This is a genomic window from Vibrio sp. Of7-15 (assembly GCF_022347565.1).
Classification (GTDB): Bacteria; Pseudomonadota; Gammaproteobacteria; order Enterobacterales; family Vibrionaceae; genus NORP241.
In genome coordinates, this window is the sequence record NZ_JAKRGH010000042.1 from 1 (window position 1) to 25,056 (window position 25,056).

Annotated in this window: 17 protein-coding genes and 1 tRNA gene; 10 read left to right on the forward strand and 8 right to left on the reverse strand. The window is 41.9% G+C overall.

Features of this window, described 5'->3' with window-relative positions:
* Positions 1 to 9 precede the first annotated feature (9 nt).
* A tRNA-Leu gene (locus MHO82_RS24315) sits at positions 10 to 96 on the forward strand.
* A 346-nt stretch (positions 97 to 442) separates the two neighbouring features.
* On the opposite strand, the gene MHO82_RS24320 is transcribed toward MHO82_RS24315, so the two are convergent.
* Both MHO82_RS24320 and MHO82_RS24325 read right to left on the reverse strand, forming a co-directional pair.
* Positions 443 to 688, reverse strand: a complete 246-nt coding sequence (locus MHO82_RS24320; protein ID WP_239188931.1) for a hypothetical protein — start codon at positions 686 to 688, stop codon at positions 443 to 445.
* Between the two features lie 177 nt (positions 689 to 865).
* The gene (locus MHO82_RS24325; protein ID WP_239188934.1) at positions 866 to 5,896 is read right to left on the reverse strand and encodes a diguanylate cyclase; all 5,031 of its coding nucleotides are present in this window, start codon (positions 5,894 to 5,896) and stop codon (positions 866 to 868) included.
* Positions 5,897 to 6,317: 421 nt separating this feature from the next.
* Between MHO82_RS24325 and MHO82_RS24330 the strand changes: the two genes are divergently transcribed.
* From MHO82_RS24330 to MHO82_RS24340, 3 genes are all read left to right on the forward strand, one after another.
* On the forward strand, positions 6,318 to 7,334 hold the full coding sequence (locus tag MHO82_RS24330; RefSeq protein ID WP_239188937.1) for a tetratricopeptide repeat protein: 1,017 nt from the start codon (positions 6,318 to 6,320) through the stop codon (positions 7,332 to 7,334).
* Between the two features lie 551 nt (positions 7,335 to 7,885).
* Positions 7,886 to 9,865, forward strand: a complete 1,980-nt coding sequence (locus MHO82_RS24335) for a methyl-accepting chemotaxis protein (RefSeq protein ID WP_239188940.1) — start codon at positions 7,886 to 7,888, stop codon at positions 9,863 to 9,865.
* 10 nt (positions 9,866 to 9,875) lie between these two features.
* Positions 9,876 to 11,204: an ABC transporter substrate-binding protein gene (locus MHO82_RS24340; RefSeq protein WP_239188942.1), complete on the forward strand. Its 1,329-nt coding sequence runs from the start codon at positions 9,876 to 9,878 to the stop codon at positions 11,202 to 11,204.
* A gap of 64 nt (positions 11,205 to 11,268) precedes the next feature.
* On the opposite strand, the gene MHO82_RS24345 is transcribed toward MHO82_RS24340, so the two are convergent.
* Positions 11,269 to 11,718 (reverse strand): TerB family tellurite resistance protein, encoded by a 450-nt coding sequence (locus MHO82_RS24345; protein ID WP_239188945.1) that lies wholly within the window; start codon positions 11,716 to 11,718, stop codon positions 11,269 to 11,271.
* Between the two features lie 75 nt (positions 11,719 to 11,793).
* Positions 11,794 to 12,633 (reverse strand): AraC family transcriptional regulator, encoded by an 840-nt coding sequence (locus MHO82_RS24350; protein WP_239188947.1) that lies wholly within the window; start codon positions 12,631 to 12,633, stop codon positions 11,794 to 11,796.
* Between the two features lie 106 nt (positions 12,634 to 12,739).
* Here MHO82_RS24350 and MHO82_RS24355 point away from each other — a divergent pair, with 106 nt between their 5' ends.
* The 3 genes from MHO82_RS24355 to MHO82_RS24365 all read left to right on the forward strand — a co-directional run bounded on the left by MHO82_RS24355 (position 12,740) and on the right by MHO82_RS24365 (position 18,852).
* Positions 12,740 to 14,155: an MATE family efflux transporter gene (locus MHO82_RS24355; protein WP_239188949.1), complete on the forward strand. Its 1,416-nt coding sequence runs from the start codon at positions 12,740 to 12,742 to the stop codon at positions 14,153 to 14,155.
* Positions 14,156 to 14,283: 128 nt separating this feature from the next.
* The gene (gene hrpA, locus MHO82_RS24360; protein WP_275440788.1) at positions 14,284 to 18,183 is read left to right on the forward strand and encodes an ATP-dependent RNA helicase HrpA; all 3,900 of its coding nucleotides are present in this window, start codon (positions 14,284 to 14,286) and stop codon (positions 18,181 to 18,183) included.
* Positions 18,184 to 18,348: 165 nt separating this feature from the next.
* Positions 18,349 to 18,852: an outer membrane beta-barrel protein gene (locus tag MHO82_RS24365; protein ID WP_239188951.1), complete on the forward strand. Its 504-nt coding sequence runs from the start codon at positions 18,349 to 18,351 to the stop codon at positions 18,850 to 18,852.
* Between the two features lie 111 nt (positions 18,853 to 18,963).
* Here MHO82_RS24365 and MHO82_RS24370 read toward each other — a convergent pair whose 3' ends face one another.
* Entirely contained in the window at positions 18,964 to 19,440 is a 477-nt protein-coding gene (locus tag MHO82_RS24370) for a hypothetical protein (RefSeq protein ID WP_239188953.1), read from the reverse strand.
* A gap of 138 nt (positions 19,441 to 19,578) precedes the next feature.
* Here MHO82_RS24370 and MHO82_RS24375 point away from each other — a divergent pair, with 138 nt between their 5' ends.
* Genes MHO82_RS24375 through MHO82_RS24385 form a run of 3 tightly spaced genes read left to right on the forward strand, consistent with a single transcriptional unit; the run spans position 19,579 to position 21,152 of the window.
* Positions 19,579 to 19,908, forward strand: coding sequence for a YkvA family protein (locus MHO82_RS24375; RefSeq protein WP_239188954.1), 330 nt, complete (start codon positions 19,579 to 19,581; stop codon positions 19,906 to 19,908).
* Positions 19,909 to 19,925: 17 nt separating this feature from the next.
* Positions 19,926 to 20,237: a hypothetical protein gene (locus MHO82_RS24380; protein WP_239188955.1), complete on the forward strand. Its 312-nt coding sequence runs from the start codon at positions 19,926 to 19,928 to the stop codon at positions 20,235 to 20,237.
* 3 nt (positions 20,238 to 20,240) lie between these two features.
* Complete coding sequence (locus MHO82_RS24385; RefSeq protein ID WP_239188956.1) at positions 20,241 to 21,152, forward strand: DUF726 domain-containing protein; 912 nt, start codon at positions 20,241 to 20,243, stop codon at positions 21,150 to 21,152.
* A 78-nt stretch (positions 21,153 to 21,230) separates the two neighbouring features.
* Here MHO82_RS24385 and MHO82_RS24390 read toward each other — a convergent pair whose 3' ends face one another.
* From MHO82_RS24390 to MHO82_RS24400, 3 genes are all read right to left on the reverse strand, one after another.
* Positions 21,231 to 22,715, reverse strand: coding sequence for a carboxypeptidase M32 (locus tag MHO82_RS24390; RefSeq protein ID WP_239188958.1), 1,485 nt, complete (start codon positions 22,713 to 22,715; stop codon positions 21,231 to 21,233).
* A gap of 257 nt (positions 22,716 to 22,972) precedes the next feature.
* Complete coding sequence (locus MHO82_RS24395; RefSeq protein ID WP_239188960.1) at positions 22,973 to 24,262, reverse strand: alpha/beta fold hydrolase; 1,290 nt, start codon at positions 24,260 to 24,262, stop codon at positions 22,973 to 22,975.
* A 44-nt stretch (positions 24,263 to 24,306) separates the two neighbouring features.
* Positions 24,307 to 24,738 (reverse strand): MarR family transcriptional regulator, encoded by a 432-nt coding sequence (locus tag MHO82_RS24400; RefSeq protein ID WP_239188962.1) that lies wholly within the window; start codon positions 24,736 to 24,738, stop codon positions 24,307 to 24,309.
* Between the last annotated feature and the right edge of the window lie 318 nt (positions 24,739 to 25,056).

A 25,056-nucleotide genomic window follows, 5' to 3' on the forward strand; every position in this document is an offset into this window, starting at 1 on the left:
GAATTGCGTGCCCTGGTGGTGGAATTGGTAGACACAAGGGATTTAAAATCCCTCGGCGTTCGCGCTGTGCCGGTTCAAGTCCGGCCCGGGGCACCATCTACAAAAAAGCCTAGCAGAAATGCTGGGCTTTTTTACGTCTGAAATACATCCTATTTGCCTTGCGCAATACTTCTGGCCTACTAATCGGTTTCGTTTTAATCTTAATTCTCTTTCTCCATACTCTGAGCGGAGAGGTGCTGTCTAAGTTGGCTCTGATATAAACTTTTTAAACCAATAACATAAGGCATGATAACTCTGTCGTAAGGGCTACTATTTCTCATAAAAGACCAGTTAAAAATATTGTTGTTCACCAAATTGATAGCCAGCGTATGAGAGTATATGAATTTGTTAAGTTCATTGTGTTACGAAGCTATTTTCTTTTATAGGTCGACTATAGAAAACTTTAAATATAAGGGCTTTTCCGATTTGGGTGAAAGTGTTTATATTGGAACTGAGAGGGTGATAAATGGGAAGACGTAGCATAATGAGAAAGATCTAAGAGTAGATCTTTCAATTCATTACGGTTTGCTTCACTGAGTTTATCGATAAAATTTTCGTACTCGATTAGGCTCATTGTTGCTTTACGTTTGATCACCCAACAAGCGATGGACTTTTTGGGCACATTTGACAGCTTAGCTGTACGGTTCACTGCATATCTAACTTTTCTAGTGGCAAAACGATACCAAGTGAATCCATATAAAAAAATGATAAAACAGATCATTGTTATCATAGTGTTTATTCAATGAGCAGGCTCATTCCTCGAAGCGCATTAAGATGCATACACTATGAGTGTAGTTTTTAGTGGCTAGAAAGCAAAAATTCTCACTTAGGCATAAGCCTGATGTAAAAATAGTTGGTTACGACCACCTTTTTTCGCTCGGTACAGGGCCTCATCTGCCTGGCAAATTAATGTTTTTCCTGTTGCTTTATCATTTTGATGGGTTGTCTCTACGTTACTGATTCCAACACTGATTGTGACATTGTTGCTTGTGGAAGATGTTACATGCTCAAGCTCAAGGTCTTTAACTGCTGTGAGGCATTGTTCCGCTAAGGCAATCGCTTTGCTTAAAGGCGTTTGCGGTAATAAAATTGCGAATTCTTCTCCACCGTAGCGGCATACAACTCCTCCGCTTTGAGTTGCTTGTTGCTCTAGTGTAGCTGCGACTCGTTTAATGCAATTATCGCCTTTAAGGTGACCATAATAATCATTGTATTGCTTGAAGTGATCGATATCGATCATCAAGAGTGATAGCGGCTGTTTTAGAGGGTTATCGAGCATTTTATGTAATGAATCATCAAACATGCGGCGGTTAAATACACCCGTTAGGCCATCTTTCATGGCAAGTTGACGCAGGGCTTCAGTTCGCTTTCTTACTTTAACTTCTAAGTTGTCATACAGACGAGCATTAACCAAAGAAACGGCAGCTTGAGACGAAAGCATTTCCAGAACTTGCTGTTGGCTTGGTGTAAAAGCATCGATGGTTAGGTTGTTTTCAAGGTATACAAGTGCAATGAGCTTGCCTTGGCCCACAATAGGAAGACACAGCACTGATTTAGGTTGATGCTGTTGCAGGTAAATATTGTGACTAAAACGAGGATCTTCCACAGGGTTATTAATCACTAAGGTTGCCTGACTTTGTTGTACATATCTGATAAGAGATTCTGGTAAAAGTGGATATTCTCCTGAACACCAGTCAGTGAGCTTTCGGTTTACAAGGTGGCAGTTTATATCTCCATTATTGGTTTTTCCGGCAATTTCAACATTCAGGATGTTGTCTTCGTCAGCAAGAATGATCTGTCCTTGTTCTGCACCCGCATTTTTGAGCAAAAGAGCCAACATTTTCTCTAACAGAGAGTGGATGTGTATTTCTTTTGCTAATAGCTGGTTTGCTTTAAGCAGGAAATGCAAATCAATTTGCTCGTTATTGTGAAACAGCTCTTTTGGGGCATTCGGTGGCGTTTTTTTACTTGGTATACGGTTGGCCTGATTAAATGAGAAGACATAAAAAGGCCAAGATTGTTCAATAAGCTGGCATTTCGCGATAGCGCCCCATTGCTTATACAGAGAGTAGGCTGTCGACATAAACTGTTGAGCGATTTTGGGTTGTCTTTGTTGTACCCAAAAATGCGCATACAGTTCATTTGCTAAAGCTTCACACTGAATCACTTTTGCAGTTTTTGAAGCATCAATGGCTTGATCATAAAAGGTCATGGCTTGCTCTTTATAGCCTTCAATTCGAGCTATTTCAGCAGAGAGCAATAGTACTTTATGTTGGAAATTAACCTCATTATGTTGAGCCCATTTTTGCAATAAGCCACAGGTTTGGTTCGCTTCTTTTAGAATCTCTTTGTAGTCAGCTGTATCTTTATTGAGATACTTTAACTTACCCATTGTGCTGTAAAACAAGCTTTCTACGTAAGTTGGTGTGTCAGGCATGAACGCAGAGATCAATGGCATGTTTTTGCTGAGTTTATGGTGCAATGTCCAATTTTCTAGGATGTAAGAGTGACGGAGCATAGAGCATGAGTATAAGGCGAGTTCCATGGTCGGTGTTTCCAGATCATCTAGGCCGTACTCTTTAATATTAAACTCACCGCTGTCGAAGGTAAGGGGGTGATCCGTCTGGCCTTGCAATGCTAATGCTGGTTGTAGGGCGGTAATATACACATACCCAGAGACTGCTTTTTGGTGTGTTGTATCTAGAAATGCCAAAGCTTGCTTGATCTCAACTTCAAGGTCGGATAATTGAACCCCTGCCATGATCTTATTCATGCAATAAGACACCGCAGCGTAACCAGCATACACAAGGTTTATTCCTTCTTTACCCCAGTTCCAAGAAGTTTTTAGGTAATGGAATGTGTTTGAAAGTGGTTCACACCAGTGTTGATATGCCGATGAAAAGTACTGATACACAGCAGAGCGAATGTATTTATTTTCATGAATATCAGAAAGTTGGACGGCTAACTTACCCATTTTGAAACAACGAGGATACTCTTCCCCCATAAGAGCCATGACAACCATATAAGTAATATAACTCAATGAGGTAAAGTCACTTTTACCGTGAGCTAGGGTGAGCTGCATCATTCGGCATGAGTTAATGCCGCTGCAATAGTTCTGCCCTGTAAAGTAGTAAGCTGCAACCAGTGCAATATGTAACTGCATCTTTAAAAAATGATCGCTGGATGTCATCGCTGGTAGTGATAACAGCTCTTTATGGGAATATTGCAGTAGAAGCGACTCTGTTTCTTTGAATAGAGAAGGGAGCTGTTCTTTAGCAATCTCATTAGAAGTTGGCATGTTGGTATCAAACAGAGCAAGGCCAGAGGTTAGAACAGGAATCACTTCAGTAAAGCGGCCTTGAAGCTGATACTGTGAAGCTTGGATTAACTTAAGGCTCACTTTTTCAGAGCGTTGAGTAAAAAAGACATCGCCTTCTTCATAGAGTTTTTCTGCTTGCTCAAAGTTGCCCGCTAAATATTCCGCTTCTGATAATTCTTTGTAAATATGGAGTGCTTCGTTTTCTGAACACTCTTGCTTACCTTTAAACAATAGCTCTTTTGCAATTCGTAGCAGCTGTACTGAAAGGGAGTACGCAGAAGAAGATTTTGCTTTAATTCCCCCTTGAAGGTTCAAGGCTCTTAAGCGGTCAATTTCATCAAAATCAGATACGAGTTCTCTAGCAAGGTTTAAGGGCTCTAAGATTGTGAATAAAGATTCATTTAATGTCTCGGGAGTGCTGCTTTGTAATAATAAGCGACCTATAGTTAGTTGTAGCGGCTTAAGCTCTTCAGCATTGATCAAGTTGTACGAGGCTTGTTGAACGCGATCATGCAGGAACTTATAGCGAGAGCGCTCTAGCTGCTCTGGACACTGGTGGTACTTATAGTCTTCATCCAGTGGCAGCAATAATCCCGATTGCAATGCTGGCCACAGTAGAGAAGCGGTTTCTTGAATGTCTGTTTCGTTCACTAATGCCAGTTTATTAAGATCAAATTCATTGCCAAGATGAGCTGCTAAAGACATCAGTTGCTGAGCGTTTTTATCAAGCCGCTTGAGCTTGCTGAGCATAAGAACGACGACATTATCCGTTAAGTCTTGCTGGAGAATGCTTTTTATATTCCATTGCCATTGTCCACACGTGTGATCGTAGAAAATATCGCCTTGCTCGTTAAGGGTAGTAATAAACTGATTTAGGAAAAAAGGGTTACCCTGGGTTTTGTGGTGGCAAAGCTTTGCAATATCATGCACATTGACTGTGCTCTTTTTTAAGGTGTCAGCAATAATACTTTGAGTGTGGTGCAGCTCTAAGGGAGCCAGATTGATATCGAGTAGGCTACCTTGCTTATTTTCAAGGTTGATTATGCAGTTGTGTAAAGGGTGTGCTTTGTCTACTTCATTGTCGCGATATGCGCCGAGGATCAGTAGTGCTGAATCACCACCCATGCTAATTTGATGTTCAATTAACTTAAGTGTTGGTAAGTCGGCCCATTGAAGATCGTCTAGAAATACAACAACCGGATGCCCATTTGACGATAAGCATTTTACAAACTCGGTAAAAGCAAGTTGGAACCGTGCTTCTGACTCGGCAGGGGGCAAAAATGGTAGAGCTGGAATGTATTCTAAAATATCAACAAGCTCAGGGAATAAATCAACAAGTACGGCGGCATTATCACCAAGAGCATGGGCAAAACGTTGGCTCCATTGTTGCTTCTTTTCGATCGAACCGTGACAAATCTGTTGTATGTAAGGTCTAAATGCTTTGATGAGGGCAGTATAAGGTTGATTGCGATTGTATTGATCACACTTCCCACTGACAAAAATTGCATTTTCGGCCATGATTTGGCTTTGCAGCTCAACAACAAGGGATGTTTTACCTACTCCAGAAAAGCCACTGATAAGAACCAGTTCTGGTTTGCCTTTAGCTGTATTGGAAAAGCATTGAATCAGTTGATTCAGTTCGTTAGTACGACCGTACAGCTTCTGGGGAATACAGAAGATAGCTGGGGTGTCATGGAGCCCCAACTCGAAATCATCAATGTGGCCCTTCTCTTTCCATTCTTCAAGGCACTTTTTACAGTCATGAATAAGCCCAAAACTGCTTTGATAACGCTCGTCAGGGGACTTCGCAAGTAGCTTGTTTACCAATTTAGCCAGCACAGAGGGGAGTGTTGGGTTGATGGTGTCAATCATTACTGGTAAGCGTGCAATGTGTGAATGCAGCATAGTAATGGGATCGTCGGTCGAAAAGGGCGCTACGCCTGTTAATAGCTCATAAAAAATGGTGCCTAGTGAGTAAAAGTCACTTCGGTAATCGACATTAAGATTGGTTCGCCCAGTTAACTCTGGTGAAATGTAAGTTAATGAATCCCATAGCTTTAAATTCTCAGGGTTCGGTAGTTCTTTACCCAACTGGGAGGCTAAAGATAAATCGCACAGTTTAAGATTCTTATTATCGGTTGAGATTAAAATATTCTTTGGCGATAGATTTCTGTGCAGAAGCTTGGCTGCATGAATATCGTTAATGGCTTCAGCGAGGAGGCAAATGATCTCAAGCTTTGTCGCGAGATGAAGTTCATTAGCGCTAATGAGTTCTGCTAAAGAGATCGAATCAAACTGTTCATGTATCAGGATCGGGCAGGCATCATTCTTTTGAAGTTTAAGGCATTTCAGAACATAAGGTGAGTGAATGTTTTTTGTGATGCTGCACTCATACTCCCATTGAGAAAGTAGGTTATTTTGTAAAATACCATGGTTAGGGTATTTTATGATCACTGACTGCCCGGAACGACCTGCAGCTTGTGCAATAATCACGTCGTTATAGGTAGAAGTAATGTGCTGAATAGTAAAACCGATCAAAATAACTAACCCTTCCTGCGTTATGAACTGTAGATAATATCTTGATAATTCTGTTGTTCAAAGGGCAAATTTCACATACTGGGCAAATAATATGAAAAAAATGTATGTCGTACGGTTGGTGACGATAATTCATTTTTGGAAAAATTGATATCTATCTTAGATATTAAATCAGGCTCACATTTATGTGTGGAATATGTTTGATATTAAAATTCTTTAATATCAAAATGTTACCTTTATTATGTTTTATGTAAGAAAACTTTTATAAAACACGTATTGTGATTGAGTTTTACCGATAACTCGTTACTATAGTGCGTCCGTCAACATAGGAATGAACTCTTCATCTGTTTTTATGAATTTTTTATTGTTAGGAAGTATTATCGCAGCCCCTGTACTCATTTTTGTTATGGTGAAGTACTCCGGAATGCAACAGAATAAACAAGCTTCTAGACAGCGCAGGCTTGATAGCCAAAGAAAACATAAGCAGATCATACAAGAATCTCGTGAGAATGAACGAGAAGAAAAGCGCAAAAAGGCGGAGGAGGGGCATCTACAGGCCCAGCTTTCACTCGCTTCAGATTTGGAGTTTATTAATCCTGATGGTGCAATTGAATGGTATAAAGCCGCTGCTGAGCAAGGCAGTGACATTGCTTTTCACGCTTTGGTCCGCTTATACGATGAAAACTTTGATGATCCTAATGCGAAAGACAAATCCCTTTACTGGCATGCAAGGATTCGCTCAAAACAGGGTGATCAAGAGTCAATTTATCGATTAGGTAGAATGTACATTGAAGCTCGTGGTTGTGAAATAAACACAGATTTGGGCATTGAGACGATTACTGGCGTGGCTGAAGCTGGTTATATGGATGCTCAAATATACCTTTCTAATTGGTATCGCTCTCACCAAGATAAAGAATTTCAGACAAAAGCGTTTTATTGGACATTAAAAGCGGCTCAGCAAGATGATCCTAAATCGATGCTAGCTCTTGGTAAGTGCTATCGAAAAGGGATGGGGGTGGCTCCATCTTCTTCTAAAGCTATTTATTGGTGTGAACGTGTTGCAGAGCTTAAGGTTGCAGAAGCTCAGTATGCTGCTGCTGTTGTAAACAAAGGCATTTCAGCATCTAACAATGCCATTGCTTATATATGGGCTTACTTAGCGGTTTCTAATGGTCTCTCTATTGCTAATGAACTTAGAAATGAGCTTGAGCAAGAGTTACCGCTTGAAAATCTACTCAGTATTCAAAATGTAGCCAGAAAGCTTGTAATGCTGATGAAAGATAAAGAAATCAAAAAGCACTCTGTCATTAAGTTACTCAATAAATTCTACGTACGTGATGGCTATTTCCCTCCTCAAAATTTAGAAGCCGAAGCTGGTTTTGTGATTGATGATCTGGTTGAGAGCACTCCACCATCAGCAGAGGCTCCCGTGAACTCATAATCGGTGTTGTGTGCGATTAGCGCACAATTACCCAAACCCCGCTTTCTACTTTGTCTCTAAACCGCTGTTTAGACACCTTCCGATATTTCAATTCATGGCCACATAGCCATATGATGCCGCCGTTAGTGTAAGTGTAGGTAGTATCATCACTAAGAGATGGTTGTTTAAAGTAAACCTTCATAATAGACCTCATTTTTAAGTTAATTAATTCATTTGAGATGCCCAAGGTTATTTGGTGGTTTTTCCCCTCTTAAACATATTTTGTCACGAATCTATTTTTATTATTAATGTGGGTGAAATATGTGCTTCAAATAAGAAAGTCATTTTTGAGTTTATACCAAATACAATCAAACGCTTTCCTATTTACAAATATTTAAATGAGTAAAAGGGTATTCACTTGAACAAAAATTTTTCTCATGGGCTATGTTTATAATGGTAAAGCCACATATAGATCGAGGTCTTTAGCCCATTTTTTTATTATTTTCCAGTTTTTGATAATAATAATTTTGACAGAAGTGGCTTAGGTGATAGCAAATAGAGAGTATGCGTATATGTCTTTATCGATAGTACAAAGAACCATTGCTGGCTTTATATTAATGTTTCTACTCATTATTTTATTAGGGGCAATAAGTTTAATGAGTGCAAATAAATTAAATAATCGTTTAGAAGATGTTACAAATATAGCAACACCAATGGTGATCTCTGCGAATGAGTTGCTATCGAGGTTATTAAAGAGTGAACTTGATTTATCTCAGTATATTAAGGAACAAGAGCTTAATAACTTGTCATCTAGGGAAAGTGCCTTTCAAGAAAGTATCCGACTGTTTGATGTCGCCAAGCAGAAAGCCCTTTCTCAAACCCAAACCGATCAGTCTAGTTCAAGTCTGACACTTGCACTCAGAGCTACTGATGGCTTTTTCCAGCTTTCTCAGCAAAGACTTAGTCTACATCGAAAGTTTATTGAAAATAATGCTCGCCTTGAAGAATTGAATCACCAGTTTATTAGACTAGAAGATACTCTTCAGTGGGCAGCTGATTTATTATTAAAAAAATCATCAGTTAAAAGGTCGTTACACAATCGTGCGGAATTAATAACAAGTGGTGTTTCACGAGATTTAAAGAATATTCGTCGATCTAATTCCAAAACAGATATTCCTGCCCTTGCTAAGGTATTAAAAAAAGATATTGAGATCGCATTTTTACGATTAAAAAAAATAGATGTCTCTCAAGATGTTAAAGATAGGTTTAAAAGAAACTTATCAAAAATGGAAGAGTTAACACTTGGTGAAAATGGTTTACTTTCTGTTATGGAGCATCAGCGTAAATTAATTTCGCAAATAAAAGAATTAAATCAAAAGTCTGGAAGGGAAGTGATTAAAGCAGAAGATCAATTAAAGGCTTATATATCAAGTGCTCAATTATTTTCAAATGAAAGTCGAGCGGCAGCAGAGCAAGCGGCATCAACAGCGCAAAATTATATTATTTTAATGGCCATTATCTCAGGTTTTGTCGCTTTAATTGTGGCTTATACGACGTCTCGAAGTATTCATAAGCCCCTGTCTTTAATTAATGGTGTTTTAATGAAAATGACATCGGGTGACATGACGCAAAAAACAGATTATCAATCGAGTTGTGAGTTTGGGGCGCTGTCACGCTCAATTGATCAGTTGGCTGCTAGTATGTCAGAGCTACTTGCTCAAATAAATTCCGGATCAGCACATTTGGTGGGAGAAGCCTCAAAAGCGTCTGATATCAGTGAAAGAGCCATGAACCGGGTTGAAGATCAAAAGTCACGTACGGATCAGGTGGCTGCGGCCATTTCGGAGATGGAAGTGAGCGCACAAGAGATTTCCCGCTCTACTGAAATGACGGTAGAAGAAGTCAATACAGTGAACCAAGCGGCGAGAGAAGGACGGGATCTTGTCGAAGCGAACCGTGAAGCGACTGAGGCGTTAGAAGCGGATATTTCTGATGCGGTGGGCATCACTCATAAATTGAATGAGTTCAGTAACAATATAGGCAGCATATTGGATGTGATCCGTAGTATCGCTGAGCAAACTAATTTGCTGGCGTTAAATGCGGCGATAGAGGCGGCAAGAGCGGGTGAACAGGGCCGAGGTTTTGCGGTTGTGGCCGATGAGGTTAGGGCGCTAGCTAATCGTACTCAGCAGTCTACAGAAGAGATTCAGGGCATGATCCAAAATTTACAAGCGAGCACAACACAAGTTGTGGAGGTGATGGCACGAAGCCAGTCTAAGACAGAAAATTGTGTAGAACAAACACGGCTAACGGATGCTTCTTTGCAAGCAATTGTAGAACGAATGAACACAATCCGTGAAATGTCGGTGCATGTGGCACAAGCAACCGAAGAACAAATTAAGGTAAGCCGTGATGTAGCCGAACACATTAATGGGATTGCTCAAGTGGCTTATGAGTCCGAAAAAGAAGCGAAAGAGTCGTCCACGAGCAGCGAGGGGTTGTCGCAACTTGCAGAGCAGCAACAGCAATTGATCAGCCGTTTTAAAGTGTAAGGGGAGAATAATGAATAAGTTAAAAACAGCCTTTGCCGTGATTAATTGGGTTCGACAATTACGTTATTGGGGCGTCATTTTATGTGCGGCGTGGCTTTTTAATTCATCTTCTGTTGTCGCAAATACGGTCGTGATTGAATCATGGCGGACTGATGATGCGATATGGAATGAAAAAATTATTCCAGCGTTTAATCGCCACTACCCCAAGATTAAGGTGGAATACCGATCACCTGAAAACCCTGCCACATTCAACCGTGAATTGATGAATCGTTTTGAAAATGGCACTGCGGGTGATTTGATCGCTTGTCGTCCATTTGATGCTTCTCTTGCTCTGTTTGAAAAAGGTTACCTAGGTGAGATCACAGAAATGGAAGGAATGGAAAACTTCCCTGGCTTTGCCGTTGATCCATGGAAAACAGATTCTGGTGCACAAACATTTTGTTTACCTATGGCGGCGGTGATCCATGGCTTTTTCTATAATAAAGCCATTTTTGAAGAACTGGGACTATCTGAGCCTGAAACTGAAAGTGATTTTTTTCAATTATTAGAAAGCATTCATCGCCATGGTCAATACCTTCCAATTTCCATGGGAACTCAAGATAAGTGGGAAGCCGCAACAATGGGTTATCAGAATATTGGCCCAAATTACTGGAAAGGAGAGGATGGTCGGTTAGGTCTCATTAATGGTGAAGAAAAGATGGACGCAAGCCACTATCGTAAAGTCTTTGAGCATTTGCGCCGTTGGGGGCGTTATATGGGACAAGATTACCAGCAGCGGGGTTATAACGATGCCATTCACCTATTCAGTTCTGGAAAAGCGGCGATTTATCCGGCTGGGTCGTGGGATATTTTAGCATTTCAAAATATTGATATGGGTGTATTTAGGCCACCTGTTCCAGACTCTAGCGATGAGTGCTATTTTAGCGATCATACCGATCTCGGCATGGGTATTAACGCAGATTCTAAAAACAAAGAAGCGGCCATGACATTTCTACGTTGGATGACAACCGCAGAGTTTGCGGATCTGTTTACAAACGAAGTACCAGGCTTTTTCTCTCTATCAAATCATTTCTTTGAGGTTGATAATGAGATTGGTCAAACCATGATTGCGTGGCGAGAAGAGTGTGATTCGACCATTCGTAGCTCGGCACAAATTCTTTCCCGTGGAACACCTGAATATGAGATAGAACTCTGGGAAACCAGCATAGGTGTGATTAACGGTACGATGACGCCAGAACAAGCGGTTACACGATTACAACAAGGGCTAGCGAAGTGGTATGAACCACAGCAAAGGTTAGAACAAGAAACAGAGAGTGAGCCGGATTGTTTGTGTGAATAGTGATGATATGTAAACCGCTCAGCTATTGATTGGATACAGCTGAGCGGTCTGATGCCGTTCGTGGCTATTTCGGTTGTACTTCTAATTTAGCTCGAATAAATTCGGCATGATCCACATAAAGCAGTTCAGCTACTTGACGTATGACAGACTCTTCTAGCGGATCTAAGTGATCATCGGCAAATGCCACAACCCACATGGCTTTAATAAGCTCAAAGCGAATTTCAGGATCTAAACTTCTTAGCTGAGAGGTGAAGTCGTACAACGAAACGGACTTTTGCGCTTTTTGTTGTGCTTTTTCAACCAGCTTCGAGGCTTGCTGTGTATTCAGCTCTAACAGTTTTTCCAGCAAATGAACTTTAGCGTCATACTCTTGATGCCGGACACTGTGATCGGCGTTTGCGACTTCACATAATAAAGCAGCCATTGCTAAGTTCATCTCTTCAACCGAGTGATTATCGCTATCGCTGCCATCGGACATAACTTGGCGTAAGAGAGTTTTCAATTTATGTAGCATTAGATTGTCTTCATTTACCCTATTACAGTATAGATGGCGTCTATTGATGAAGAATTCAAGTTACTAATAATAATATTAAAGAGAAAATCGTTTTTTAAATTCTCTTGGTGTCATGTTGCTCCACTTTTTAAAGCGAGTACTGAAATTGGCGGGATTAGGATAGCCAATGGCTTCTGAAATATGCTGGATGGGCCAGTCGGTCGTTGTCATTAGTCGGCTGGCATGCTCCATCCTTAAACGAGTCAAGTGAGCCATTGGGCTGTGTCCGAAGTATTTTTGACACAAGCGATGAAAGTGAGGCTCTGAGCACGGATAAAGCGTCGCTAAATCTGAAACTTTCCAATCTTTGTGCAATTGTCGATGTGCCGTTTGAAAAACACTATCCAGTCGTTGCTGGGCTGGTGGGGCACTAGAAGGCATCCGATGACTGATCATCAAATTGATTTGTTCCACAATGCTTGACCCAATCTGATTCCCAATAGGAAATGGAAGAGATAAAGACTGTACTAAGCACTGAATAGAATTGTACAAGATAGAAGCGCACCGAGTCGTAGAGTGAGATATCTGCTCACCAATCAAATCTTGCCATTGTGGATGCGGAGTTAAAAATAGCCACGCGATTTTCCAATATTCCCCTTCAATACCGAGTCCATTAGCATAGCCCGCAGGTACAAATATGACCGAGTCAGGTTCTAGCCGCCAACGCTTGTCTGGGGTTTCTAACCAGCCAAAGCCCTCACAGGTAAATAACAGCATATGCTTTGCAGGATTACGGCGAAAAATCGTGAAGTCTTCATGGCACTTGCTGATCCCACACTGAACAATGCCGTGCTGCTCTAAATCAAGTAGGTGTGATTGGTCAACCACCTCTTGCTCAGTGGTTTCTGATATTTGGTAATATTCTGGCCATTCCATAATGATAGTTCTGCAAAGGTTTTTGACAGCTTAGCATAATACAAAAAGTCCATAAGTGAGTAACATAACAACTTAGTCAACTAAGGCATATGAAGGAGGGTAAATCATGCTGACTTGGAAAACGGCTGCTGATCGTAACTTTTGGCAAAAAACATGGCGTTTGGCCATTCCGGTATCACTGCAATCTATGATGTTTGCCGTTCTTGGCTTGGTTGACATTATGATGGTATCGCAGCTTGGTGAAGAAGCCGTTGCCGCTGTGGGCGTAGGTAATAGGATCTTCTTCTTTAACCTACTTTTGATTGTGGGCGTGAGCGGCGCAGTAGGTGTGCTGGCATCACAATACTTTGGTGCAGGAAGAATGGATGGTGTGAGAAAAACACTTGCACAATCATGGGTGTTAGCAATAGTTTTAACCTTACCATTTATGATGCTGTACCTATTCTTACCACGAGAAATTGTCTCATTTGTCACGGATAACACGACCTACATCGAATATGCCGAAGTGTACCTTTTCATCACGGGTGCCACTATTTTGACTCCGGCATTGGTTATTCCTTTGGAATCCGCTTTACGCTCTGTTGGTCATGCACGAGTGCCAACGATAATTGGCTTACTTGCTGTAGTACTGAATGCGGCGTTAAATGCATTGCTAATTTTTGGTCTGTTTGGGTTGCCTGAAATGGGCGTTATGGGAGCAGCTCTTGGCACCAGTATTTCGAGAGTTGTGCAAACCATCATGTTGTTTTGGATCACGAAACGTAGCTACAATGATATTTTGCCAAAACAAGAAGATTGGATTGCAGCAAAAAAGAAATCTGCGCGAGATAAGTACTGTTCCGTGGCTTGGCCAATGGTATTGCATGATGCAGGCTGGGCGGTAGGCATATTGGTTTACAACATTATTGTGGGTCGATTGGGTGTATCTGAACTGGCCATCATTAGCCTATTAGCGCCAATAGAAGGGGTGTTAATTTCAGCGTTTATTGGTTTTTCGGTTGCTGCGTCAACGATATTAGGGCACGAACTTGGTGCTGAAAATTATCAACGAGCTTGGTATCAATCGTGGTGGCTGGTGTTTGTGAGTGCGTTTTTGGCGCTGCTTGTTGGAATCATTTGTGCTGTCTTTAATGAACATATTCGAGTCTTACTAGAGAAAGCCAATGTACCCGATGTGACCATGGCGCTAAAAGTGACACTCGTTTTGGCTTTCGGCTTAGCGTTGAAAGTGTATAACATGGTTGGGATTGCAGGTGTATTACGCAGTGGAGGAGACATTAAATACAGCATCTTCATTGATTTGTTTGCACAGTGGGCGGTGGGTATTCCTCTTGCATTTTATACCGGTCTTTACTTAGGTTGGCCCCTGCATTGGGTTATGCTTATTATCTTGAGTGAAGAGGTGGTAAAAGTGCTGCTGACTACCCAGAGAATCAGGGTTAAACGTTGGCTTAATAATTTAGTCAATGACGATCAAGCCTTGCCTGAATCGAAGAAAGAAGAGACGTTACTCTCTGCTTAATTCTGTTCTCTGTTTTTCAATTTCAACCATTAAATATAAACATAACAAAAGCCTGATCACCTCAGGCTTTTGTTTATGTTAAAATCCCGCCAATTTTCTTTATTTATTAGATTCAATTAGGAACGACCTTGGATCAATCAAATCAAAATACTGTACCGACTCTAAAAGCAGCGCTGAAAGACTGTATGATTCGCGACCGCTTTCGTTTTAGTAAACGTATTCACGGTGCAGCAAAAATTAAAAAAGAACAATCAAAGCACGCGGTGTTTGATGAGATCGCGCTGGATATGGCGAAGTCCATGCAGGTTGCACAAAATCGCCTGACTGACCGACCAAAAATCACATACCCTGAATCGCTTCCCGTTAGCCAGAAAAAAGATGAAATCGCAGAAGCCATTGCGAATAACCAAGTGGTGATTCTGGCGGGTGAAACTGGTTCAGGTAAAACCACTCAGCTACCTAAAATCTGTCTAGAGCTTGGACGCGGTCAGTTTGGTATGATTGGCCATACGCAGCCAAGACGATTAGCAGCACGTTCGGTAGCCAGCCGTATTGCTGAAGAACTGCAATGTGAGCTAGGCAGCTACGTTGGTTATAAAGTACGTTTTAACGACCAAGTGTCTGATCGCTCCCAAGTTAAATTAATGACCGACGGTATTTTACTGGCCGAAATTCAGAATGACCGCTATCTGAACCAGTACGACACCATCATTATTGATGAAGCTCACGAACGAAGCTTAAATATTGATTTCATCATGGGGTATTTACGCGAACTATTGCCGCGTCGCCCTGATTTAAAAGTCATCATTACATCGGCAACCATCGACCCTGAGCGTTTTTCTAAGCACTTCGACAATGCCCCTATCATCGAAGTTTCTGGCCGTACGTTCCCAGTAGAAACTCGTTACCGTCCAATTATGGAGGAAGACTCAGAAGATACCGATCGTGATCAGCTACAGGCCATCTTTGATGCTGTTGATGAGCTGTGTGATGAGGGTCTTGGCGATATTCTGATCTTCATGAATGGTGAACGTGAAATTCGTGATACCGCAGATGCACTGGAAAAGCGTAACTTGCGTGATACGGAAATTGTGCCGCTGTATGCTCGCTTATCTGCCGCAGAGCAAAATCGTGTTTTCCAAAGCCACGTTGGTCGCCGAATTGTGTTAGCGACGAACGTAGCCGAAACATCGCTAACAGTACCGGGCATTCGATACGTTATTGACCCGGGTACAGCCCGAATTAGTCGTTACAGCTACCGTACTAAAGTACAGCGTCTACCGATTGAAGCGGTTTCACAAGCCAGTGCAAACCAGCGTAAAGGTCGTTGTGGTCGTGTTGCTGAAGGTATTTGTATTCGTTTGTATTCTGAAGAGGATTTCTTATCTCGTCCAGAATTTACCGATCCTGAAATTCTTCGTACTAACCTTGCTTCTGTAATCTTGCAAATGACAGCACTTGGGCTTGGTGATATTCAAGCCTTCCCATTTGTCGAAGCACCGGATAACCGCAACATCCAAGACGGTGTTAGGTTGCTAGAAGAATTGGGTGCCATTAATGGTAAGGCGTCAGATCCGAAAAAACGCTTAACCAATGTTGGCCGCCAGTTAGCCCGTTTACCGATCGACCCTCGATTAGCTCGTATGGTGTTAGAAGCGCCAAAACTGGGCTGTTTAAAAGAGGTGATGGTGATTGCTTCGGCGCTGTCGATTCAAGATCCACGTGAGCGACCAAGTGATAAGCAGCAAGCGTCTGATGAAAAACATCGTCGTTTTCATGATAAAGAGTCTGATTTCTTAGCCTTTGTTAACTTATGGGATTACTTAAAAGAGCAACAAAAAGCCTTATCTGGTAATCAGTTCAGAAAGCAGTGTAGAAAAGATTACTTGAACTATCTGCGTGTGCGTGAATGGCAAGATGTGTATTTCCAAGTTAGCCAAGTAATGAAAGAGCTTGATTATAAAATCAATGAGCAAGAAGGCGCGTACCAGTCGATTCATACTGCCTTATTGGCGGGTATGCTTTCTCACATTGGTTTGAAAGATCAAGAAAAGAACGAATACCAAGGTGCGCGTAACGCTCGCTTTAATATCTTCCCAGGCTCTGGGTTGTTCAAAAAACAGCCTAAATGGGTCATGGTGGCAGAGCTTGTCGAAACATCCAAACTGTGGGGGCGTATTGCCGCCCGTATTCAACCAGAGTGGATTGAGCCACTGGCAGGGCACTTGATTAAGCGCAGTTACAGTGAACCTCATTGGGAGAAGAAGTCCGCAGCGGTCATGGCGTTTGAAAAAGTCATGTTGTACGGAATTCCAATTGTTCCTAAGCGTAAAATGAATTACGGCAAAATTGATGAAACGGTGTGTCGTGAGATTTTTATCCGCTCAGCCTTAGTGGAAGGGGATTGGGAAACACGCCATAAATTCTTTAAACAGAACCGTCAATTATTGCGTGAAGTTGAAGAGCTGGAGCACAAATCTCGCCGCCGTGACATTTTGATTGATGACGATCAGCTGGCTGATTTTTACGATCAGCGTGTTGGTACTGGTGTTGTGTCGGGCCGCCATTTTGATACATGGTGGAAAAAAGCCAGCAAAGAAACCCCAGAGCTTCTGAATTTTGAAAAAGAGATGCTCTTCAGAGGGGATGCGAGCCACATTACCGATTTGGATTACCCAAACTTCTGGCATCAGGGCGGCTTAAAAATGAAACTGAGTTACCAGTTTGAACCGGGGCAAGACAGTGATGGTGTGACTGTACATATACCGTTACCGATTTTAAACCAAGTTGAGCCTCACGGGTTTGATTGGCAGATCCCAGGGCTACGACATGAGCTGGTGGTGAGCTTAATTAAAGCTTTACCAAAAACCATTCGTCGTAATTTTGTACCAGCACCAAACTATGCGGATGCCTTTTTGTCACGCGCTGAACCTCTGTCTGCGCCATTACTTGATTCTTTAGAAAAAGAGTTACGTCGTATGACGGGCTTTGAAGTATTGCGAGAAGACTGGAAATTAGATCAAATTCCAGATCACTTAAAAGTCACATTCAGAGTGGTTGATCATAAAAATCGTAAGCTGAAAGAGAGCAAAGATCTGTACGAGCTAAAAGATGGCTTAAAAGAGCAGGTACAAGAAACCCTTTCTCAAGTTGCTGATGATGATATTGAACAACAAGGGCTAAAAACGTGGAGTTTTGGCGCATTACCTGAGCTTTATCAGCAAAAGCGTGGTGGCTTTGAAGTCAAAGCGTTCCCAGCTTTAGTTGATAATAAAGACAGTGTTGAGATTAAGCTATTTGAAACAGAAGAAGAGCAGCAGTCGGCCATGCAATCAGGCCAGCGCCGCTTAATTCTATTAAATGTGCCTTCTCCAATTAAATACTTACATGCCAATTTACCGAATAAATCAAAGCTTGGCCTGTACTTTAATCAGTACGGTCGTGTGATGGATTTGATTGATGACTGTATTGGCTGTGGTATCGATAAGTTGATTGAAGAAAAGGGCGGCTTAGTTTGGGAGCCAGAGCAATTTGAGCAGCTAAAAGAGCATGTGCGTGGTGAACTAGGCGACACGGTTGTTGAAGTTGCTAAGCAGGTTGAAGAAATTTTGACGACCGCCTTTAACATTAACAAAAAGCTCAAAGGGCGCGTTGACTTGAGCATGGCATTTGCCCTGTCAGACATTAAAGCCCAAATCGAAGGCTTAATCTTTAAAGGGTTTGCGACTGAGTGTGGTTGGAAACGTCTTGCCGATATTCACCGTTACATGAAGGCAATTGAACGCCGCATGGAAAAGCTGCCGATTGATCCAAACCGAGATCGTGTGCAGCTTCTGAAAGTGGAATCGGTCGCTAATGACTACAAAGAGCTATTAAATAAAATACCAAAAGGCCAACCTGTACCTGAAAAGGTGAAAGAAATCAGATGGATGATTGAAGAGTTAAGAGTAAGCTTCTTTGCTCAGCAACTAGGTACGCCGTATCCGGTATCAGATAAGCGGATAAAAAATGCCATTAATGAGTGTTAATCTTTTTTAACTGTTCATTGTTCGGTGCCAAAAAACCGTTATAATCTTTGCATTATAACGGTATGATTTTTGCTTAATAGCTCTAAAGAGTCAAAAAGACTGTCGGAGAACAGGCTACTAATTTTTGCTAGTGCTGCCTCAGTTATGATTAAAAGGGATAAACAAATGAAAAAGACATTGTTAGCTCTTGCGCTTGCAAGTGTTGCGACAACCGCTAATGCTGATTCACTAATTTACGGTGGTGCGCAGTTTGGCTCAGCTGAAACCGAAGCGCCAGGCAGTTCAACAGCAACTGATGAATCTACAGTATACGGTGCTCATGTAGGTACTGGTTTATTACCATTTCTTGGTTTAGAAGCAGGTATTTGGAACCTAGGTTCTTATACTTACTCAAATGGCGTGAAGGCAGATTACTCTTCAGTGTATTTTGCTGTAAAACCAAGCCTTGATTTTGGTCCGTTACATGTTTACGCAAAAGCGGGTCTGAACAGCTGGTCTGCAGAGTATAATACTGTTGCGGATGACGATGGTTACGACCCTTACTACGGCGTAGGTGCAGAGGTTTCTGTATTCCCAATGCTAACCATTGGTGTGGGTTACAATAATTTTGACGTTGCAGATCAAACGATTGATTTTGTTGCTCTAAATGCAACAATCCACTTCTTATAAGCGACTCAAATTATCATTGATTGAATGACAAAGCGTCAGCCATTGTGCTGACGCTTTTTGTTTGTGGCTTGGTTTGAATATCAATAAACAGCTTATTTTCCAATTGATTACTTACCATTTGATGTTGGCAGTATCATAACGAAGGTATAGAGCCTCGATTAAAGGCGGATTATCTTTATAAAATTGAGTTGGCATGCGCTTGTCTAACCCGAGGGAAGCGAGGTGTTTTTTTTGCTCTTTAGTAATGGTCATATAGGCGAGGTGCTCTTCTAAAAAGAGGGTTAAGCTCTCTTCATCCCACTCTTGTATTCTTGCTCGTTTTTTTAGCTCTCCGGTTAACACTTCTTCCGGTAGTGTTGACTCACAAATCACCTGTTTGCTTGTTTTTGCTGCTTGGGAATGAACGGCAAATTGCTGTAGTTGCTTCCAGTCTGGCTTGTTGTTACTTGTCACTAAATTATGCTTGTAGCAATAAAAACGTTCTAAAATATCACCAATGTTGGCGTATCGTTCATAATCTATTTCGATAAGAAGGTGTTGTAATTCGATATGGCAATCAATGTTCATTAGAGCTGAGTTGTACGTCATAAAAAGCAAGTCAATCAGTCTGCCAGTGTGAGAGGGCAAACTCAAGGGATCCGTTTGTACACTTTAATTTATCGGTATGGTGACGGGAACTTATTTTAAATATACAATATGAAAAACTGTATATTTAAAGGTGTGATCATGAGTATTACCGTAAATAAAGCGCCGTCTGAAAAAAGTTTCTGGAAGAAAGTGACCAAAGGGGCAAAGAAAATGGGGGAAGAGGTTGCTGTTCTTGGCATTAAAAGTTGGTTAGCAATGTCTGATTCTAATACACCGACATCGGCAAAAATGGTGCTTGGTGGTGCATTGGCTTATTTGGTCATGCCTGTTGATGCCATTCCTGATGTGCTGGTTGGAGTGGGGTACACCGACGACTTAGCGGCGCTGGGTGCTGCGGTTAAAACGGTGGGTGACGCCGTTACACAAGAGCATGAAGCACAAGCTCGTGAAAAGTGGAAAAGTCTTTAAGTACAGAAGGTTTTCTAATGCTAGATAAAATTGATGCGTCACTCAGAAAATTCAATAAGTCGGCGGAATCCACAAAACACGCGGTAGAAGAAATGAAAGGGTTAGATCCTAAAAGCATGGCTGCTGTTTTTGATCTTATTGATGAACGGGTCGAAAAAACAGCTGAGCTAATTCGCTCTGAGGTTGAAGAGTCACAGCAAAAGCTACGTCGGGAGTTAGAAGAAGACCGACGACTAGAACGTAAACATCAGAAAAAACTATTGCTGCTTAATATCGCGGTGGCTTCTATGGCTGTGGTCACTTTTTTATTTCAACGAGTGTTAGGTTAGCCAATGTTTAGCAAGCTCAAAGAATCCATTTCAGGTTTAGAGTTATCTGACGTAACAAAAAAGATCAAACGTTTAGCACAAGAAGAAGAGTTTATCCCGAGGGATACAGCCTCAATTTCATTAGAGAAGATAAGGGAAGGTATTAAGCCATCTATCATGGTCATCAATGGTTTTATGTCGGAAGGTGGTTCTGATGTTGAAGATTGGATAGATGTTGTTGATGCCCTTTATCCTAATCATGAAGTGATTCACGTTCAGTGGAATGCGGGTAATGTTAAAAAACTCATTCTTGATGAAGGAATAGCACCTAACACAGAGGGCGGTAATCTCGGAAAGTTAGCGCTATTAACCAGGGCAAGTACGCCTGTTGGTATGGCTAGTATTGCTGGTGGTTTGGTTGCTGATAAGGTTTCAGGACATTGGAAGAAAGCATTTAATGAAACTCGTCATGTCGGCTTAGAACTGGCTATTGCCATTGAAGATAACGAAGCGCTGCATGGTTCAATTTTAATGGGGCATTCGCTGGGCGGGCGTGTTATTCGTCATACACTGCATAATCTAGCGCCTAATTTGGTGTCTGTTTCTTATTTATTGGCTGCTGCGGTTTCAGCTAACGAAGAGCAATGGAAAGACATTTTCGATAAGCATGATGATCTGCGAGTGATTAACTGCATGAGCAAAAAGGACTACGTGCTGAAAAGTGCTTATAAAGTGGGGACACTATTCGATCATGATCCTGCTGGGTTAGCTCCTCTCTGTGATGATTTATATGGGAATGTTCTAAACCTAGATGTGTCGGAGTTTACTTCAGGCCATACGCGCTACAAGCATAAAGTACTGGGAAAATGCATTGCAGATGAGTTGAAGTTGTTACCAAAAGATAAGCGAGGTCAGCTTGCACTTGGCTCTATTTGAATGCTTAGAAAAACAGATGCTTCAAAAGCAAGCCTCAATTCCAGTGAGATGGAACTGAGGCGATAATGGTAAACCTGATTATTTTAAGTAACGATCCGTTAAGTGTTTCTTAAAGTGATCGGCATTTAAGGTTTCACCAGTGGCTTGTGTTACCAACTCTTCAGTGCTCAGTGTGCTGGCTTTTTTCCAAACATGCTTATCTAACCAGTTAAAAATAGGTGGTAAGTTTCGGCTTTGAATCTGGTTCGCCACGTTCATTTCTTTACTGGCAGATGCCATGAACTGCGCCGCGTACATGGCACCTAGTGTGTAAGATGGGAAGTAGCCAAACGAGCCGTCTGTCCAGTGAATGTCTTGCATACAACCGTCTTTGTAGTTGCTCTTGGTAGATAAACCAAGGTATGCCTGCATTTTCTGATCCCATAACTCTGGGATGTCACGGTAACTGATTTTGCCGTTCATTAAGTCACGTTCGATTTCATAACGAAGAATAACGTGAGCAGGGTAAGTCACTTCATCGGCGTCTACACGAATTAATCCTGGTTGAACGCGTGTGTATAGCTTAGTGAAGTTTTCCGTTTCAAATACTGGGCTGCTTTCTTCACCGAAGGCTTTGGCGGCCATTGGCGCTAGCAGTTGGATAAACTCGTTACTACGGCCGACTTGCATTTCAAAGAACAAGCTTTGTGATTCGTGAATACCCATGGAACGCGCTTCACCAACAGGCAACCCTGCTAGCTCTTTTGGTAAGCCTTGCTCATAGCGAGCGTGACCTGTTTCGTGCACCGTTCCCATTAGAGACTGAATAAAGTCATCTTCATCATAACGAGTGGTAATGCGTACATCCGTAGGAACACCACCGCAGAATGGATGCACGCTCACATCAAGGCGACCATGGTTAAAGTCAAAGCCCAGGAGCTTCATGGTTTCTAGGCCAAGTTGTTTTTGCTTTTCAGCACTGTATTGGCCTTTAGGAAGCAGTACGTCTTCCGATGCTTGTTTTTCTTGAACTTCTTTGATCAGGTTAGGTAGCCAAGATTTCACATTACTGAATAATGCGTCTAAGTTTTCTGTAGTTGCCCCGGGCTCATACAGATCTAGCATGGCGTCGTAGCGGCTCAGGCCCGTTAGCTCGGAGCGGATCTGCGCTTCTTCTTGGGAAAGGGCCACAACTTCGGCAAAGTTTTTACTGAAACCATGCCAATCATTCTTGCCACGTTGAGTACGCCATGCATGCTCACATTTGGAGCCCGCTAATGATTGTGCTTCGACTAATTCTTCTGGTAATGCAACGGCATGCGTCCATTGACGCTTCATTTCACGCAGGCTCGCACGCTCTGTGTCTGATAGGTTCTCTCTTTCGGCTTCACCAAACCAATCACCAAGTTGTGGTTGCGTTTGTAATTGGTGAACATGCACAGAAAGCTCTGCCATGGCTTCAGAGCGGGCTTGGTTACCACCTTCAGGCATTACCGCTGCCTGATCCCAGCCACAAATCGCGCCTAAATGGTTAAAACGAGAAATCTTATGAAAGTGTTTAACTAGTTTGTTATAGGATTCCATCCTTTTTCCTTCTTATCATTTATCCGTCCTAGATTAAGCTTAACAATTAAATCTATGGAATAAAAAGCTTATGTTGGTTTTTTATTAGTTATGTGTAGTATTTTGTAAAATATATATTCAATTTGATGATGTTTAATTGAGCGATTATGCTCAATGAAAAATTTGTGGAGACTAAGTACAGCGGCTAGGGTTAGATAGAATGAAGCATAAAAAAGCAGAAGCCCCGCCAAGCAGGAGAGGCTTTTTTCTTGTGTGGTTTAAGCTTTGATGGCGGCAATATCATCAGCCATTGTGATTAAGGTTGATAGAATTTTTTCACCGTCGGCACCAAGCCCATTATGCTCGTATTCGTTGGTCATCCACGCACGTGAGTGAGGGATGTTTTTAAGGGTTTCACGAGTAAAGTCAAATTCAACGTACATGTCATCCACATAAGCAGCACAAGCCAATGGTACGGTGTTTTGGCTAAGCTGTTCGGCATTGTAGAGATTAGGCCAATCATTTTTTGCGGCGAGTAATTCAGCGGCTTGCTTTAATGGCTTTAACGTTTCTAGTTGATCAAACATCCACGGGTAGACCATTTCACCTGTAAAGCGAAGGTCTTTACCTGTTTCAAAGTTGAATTCAGCGTAACTTTCACGAACGCGATGTGCCGACCAATTAGAGGCATTGTGCTGGCAATAAATTGATTCATGCAAAATCGCATAAATAGGATTGGTCAGATACGCTTGTTGCGACAGGACATAACTTAAAAAGTTATAGCTGATCTCTTGTTTACCATCGATATCGACCAGAGCACTTTCCAGCTGGAAATACAGTTCTTCCGCGCCACCACTGCCACCGAAGGCAATGCCCATTTGCTGAAATTGTTCTACGGTGAATAGTTGGTTGTTTGGCAATCTTACGTCGTTGGCGAGTAGGCGCTCTGCAATCTGATTACATAACGTTTGAGCTTGTGGGAAGCGTGCGAAAAACTGAGCATTTTTATCTTGAGTGCGTTTATAGGTGGCGTGATACACCTCATCAGCTGGGCGATCAATGGCTGGAATACCACCAGTAACAAAGCATTGAGTAAGGCTATTTGGAAATAGAGACAAATAAGTTAAGGTGCAGAATCCACCAAAGCTTTGTCCTAGTGTTGACCACTTTTCAATGCCTAGCTGCTCACGAATGGCCTCAGCATCTCGAATAATATTGTCAGCTCTGAAGTGGCTTAAATAATCTGCTTGTTCTTTTGCTGAAAGGTGGCCAATAGTTTGTGTGGTGATTGCGGAACTAAGGCCAGTGCCTCGTTGATCAAGTAAGATCACGCGGTATTTTTGTAGGGCACGTTTTAACCAGCCAGAATTTGCTGTTGGTCGTGGGGAAGGAAAACCTGGCCCACCTTGCAAATAGACGAGATAAGGTAGCTCTGAATCTGTAGAGTTACTTGCTACAAGTTCACGAGCAAATACCGTAATGTGTTGTTGCTCAGGGTGCTGATAGTTTAGCGGTAACTCAAAATAATGAGAGCGGTATACTACGCCATCAAGAGTAAATGAAGACATCTGTGATAATCCTTTCAACTGTGTAATTTAGGCTCATGGCCTTTTTATTTGTTTAATGAAGCGAGCAGTGCTTCACAGCCTTGTTTTAGGGCTAATAATTCTTCTTTGGTCATGTCGACGCTACCCGCTAGAGTTGCTGGTACGTGTTTGGCTTGCTCTTTTAGTTGCCAGCCTTGTTCGGTAAGCGTGATGACTTTGGCTCTTTCATCGGTTAAATCAATTTCGCGGCGAAGTAGCTCTTTACTTTCTAAGCGTTTTAGCAGGGGCGTTAATGTACCAGAATCAAGGTATAGCTTTTCTCCCAATGCTTTTACGCTGATTTTGTCATGCTCCCAAAGTACCATCATGGCGAGATATTGTGGGTAAGTGAGATCCAGAGGCTTTAGCAGTGGGCGGTAGGCTCGTACAAGGGCATTTGTCGCGCTGTATAAAGGGAAACAGACTTGTTTATCTAGTTTAAGTAAATCATCACTCATAAGAATCTCTAATTAATTTTGCACAACTTAACTGGTGATAGGGTAATTCAAAATGAGAGAATGGGGTAGGGAATAATAGCTAAAGCTCACATATTGCTACAGGAGGAATAAGGAAATTTAGAAACAGGAACAGATATAGGGCATTTTTGATTAATAAATGACAGACTTGGTCGTATTGTGTGCTATTGAATTGTTTTTATTAAAAAAGGGCTTTACAGCTTTTTCATCTGCCCGTATTATTCGCCGCACTTACGGAGAGATGGCTGAGTGGTCGAAAGCACCGGTCTTGAAAACCGGCATACGTTTGTAGCGTATCTA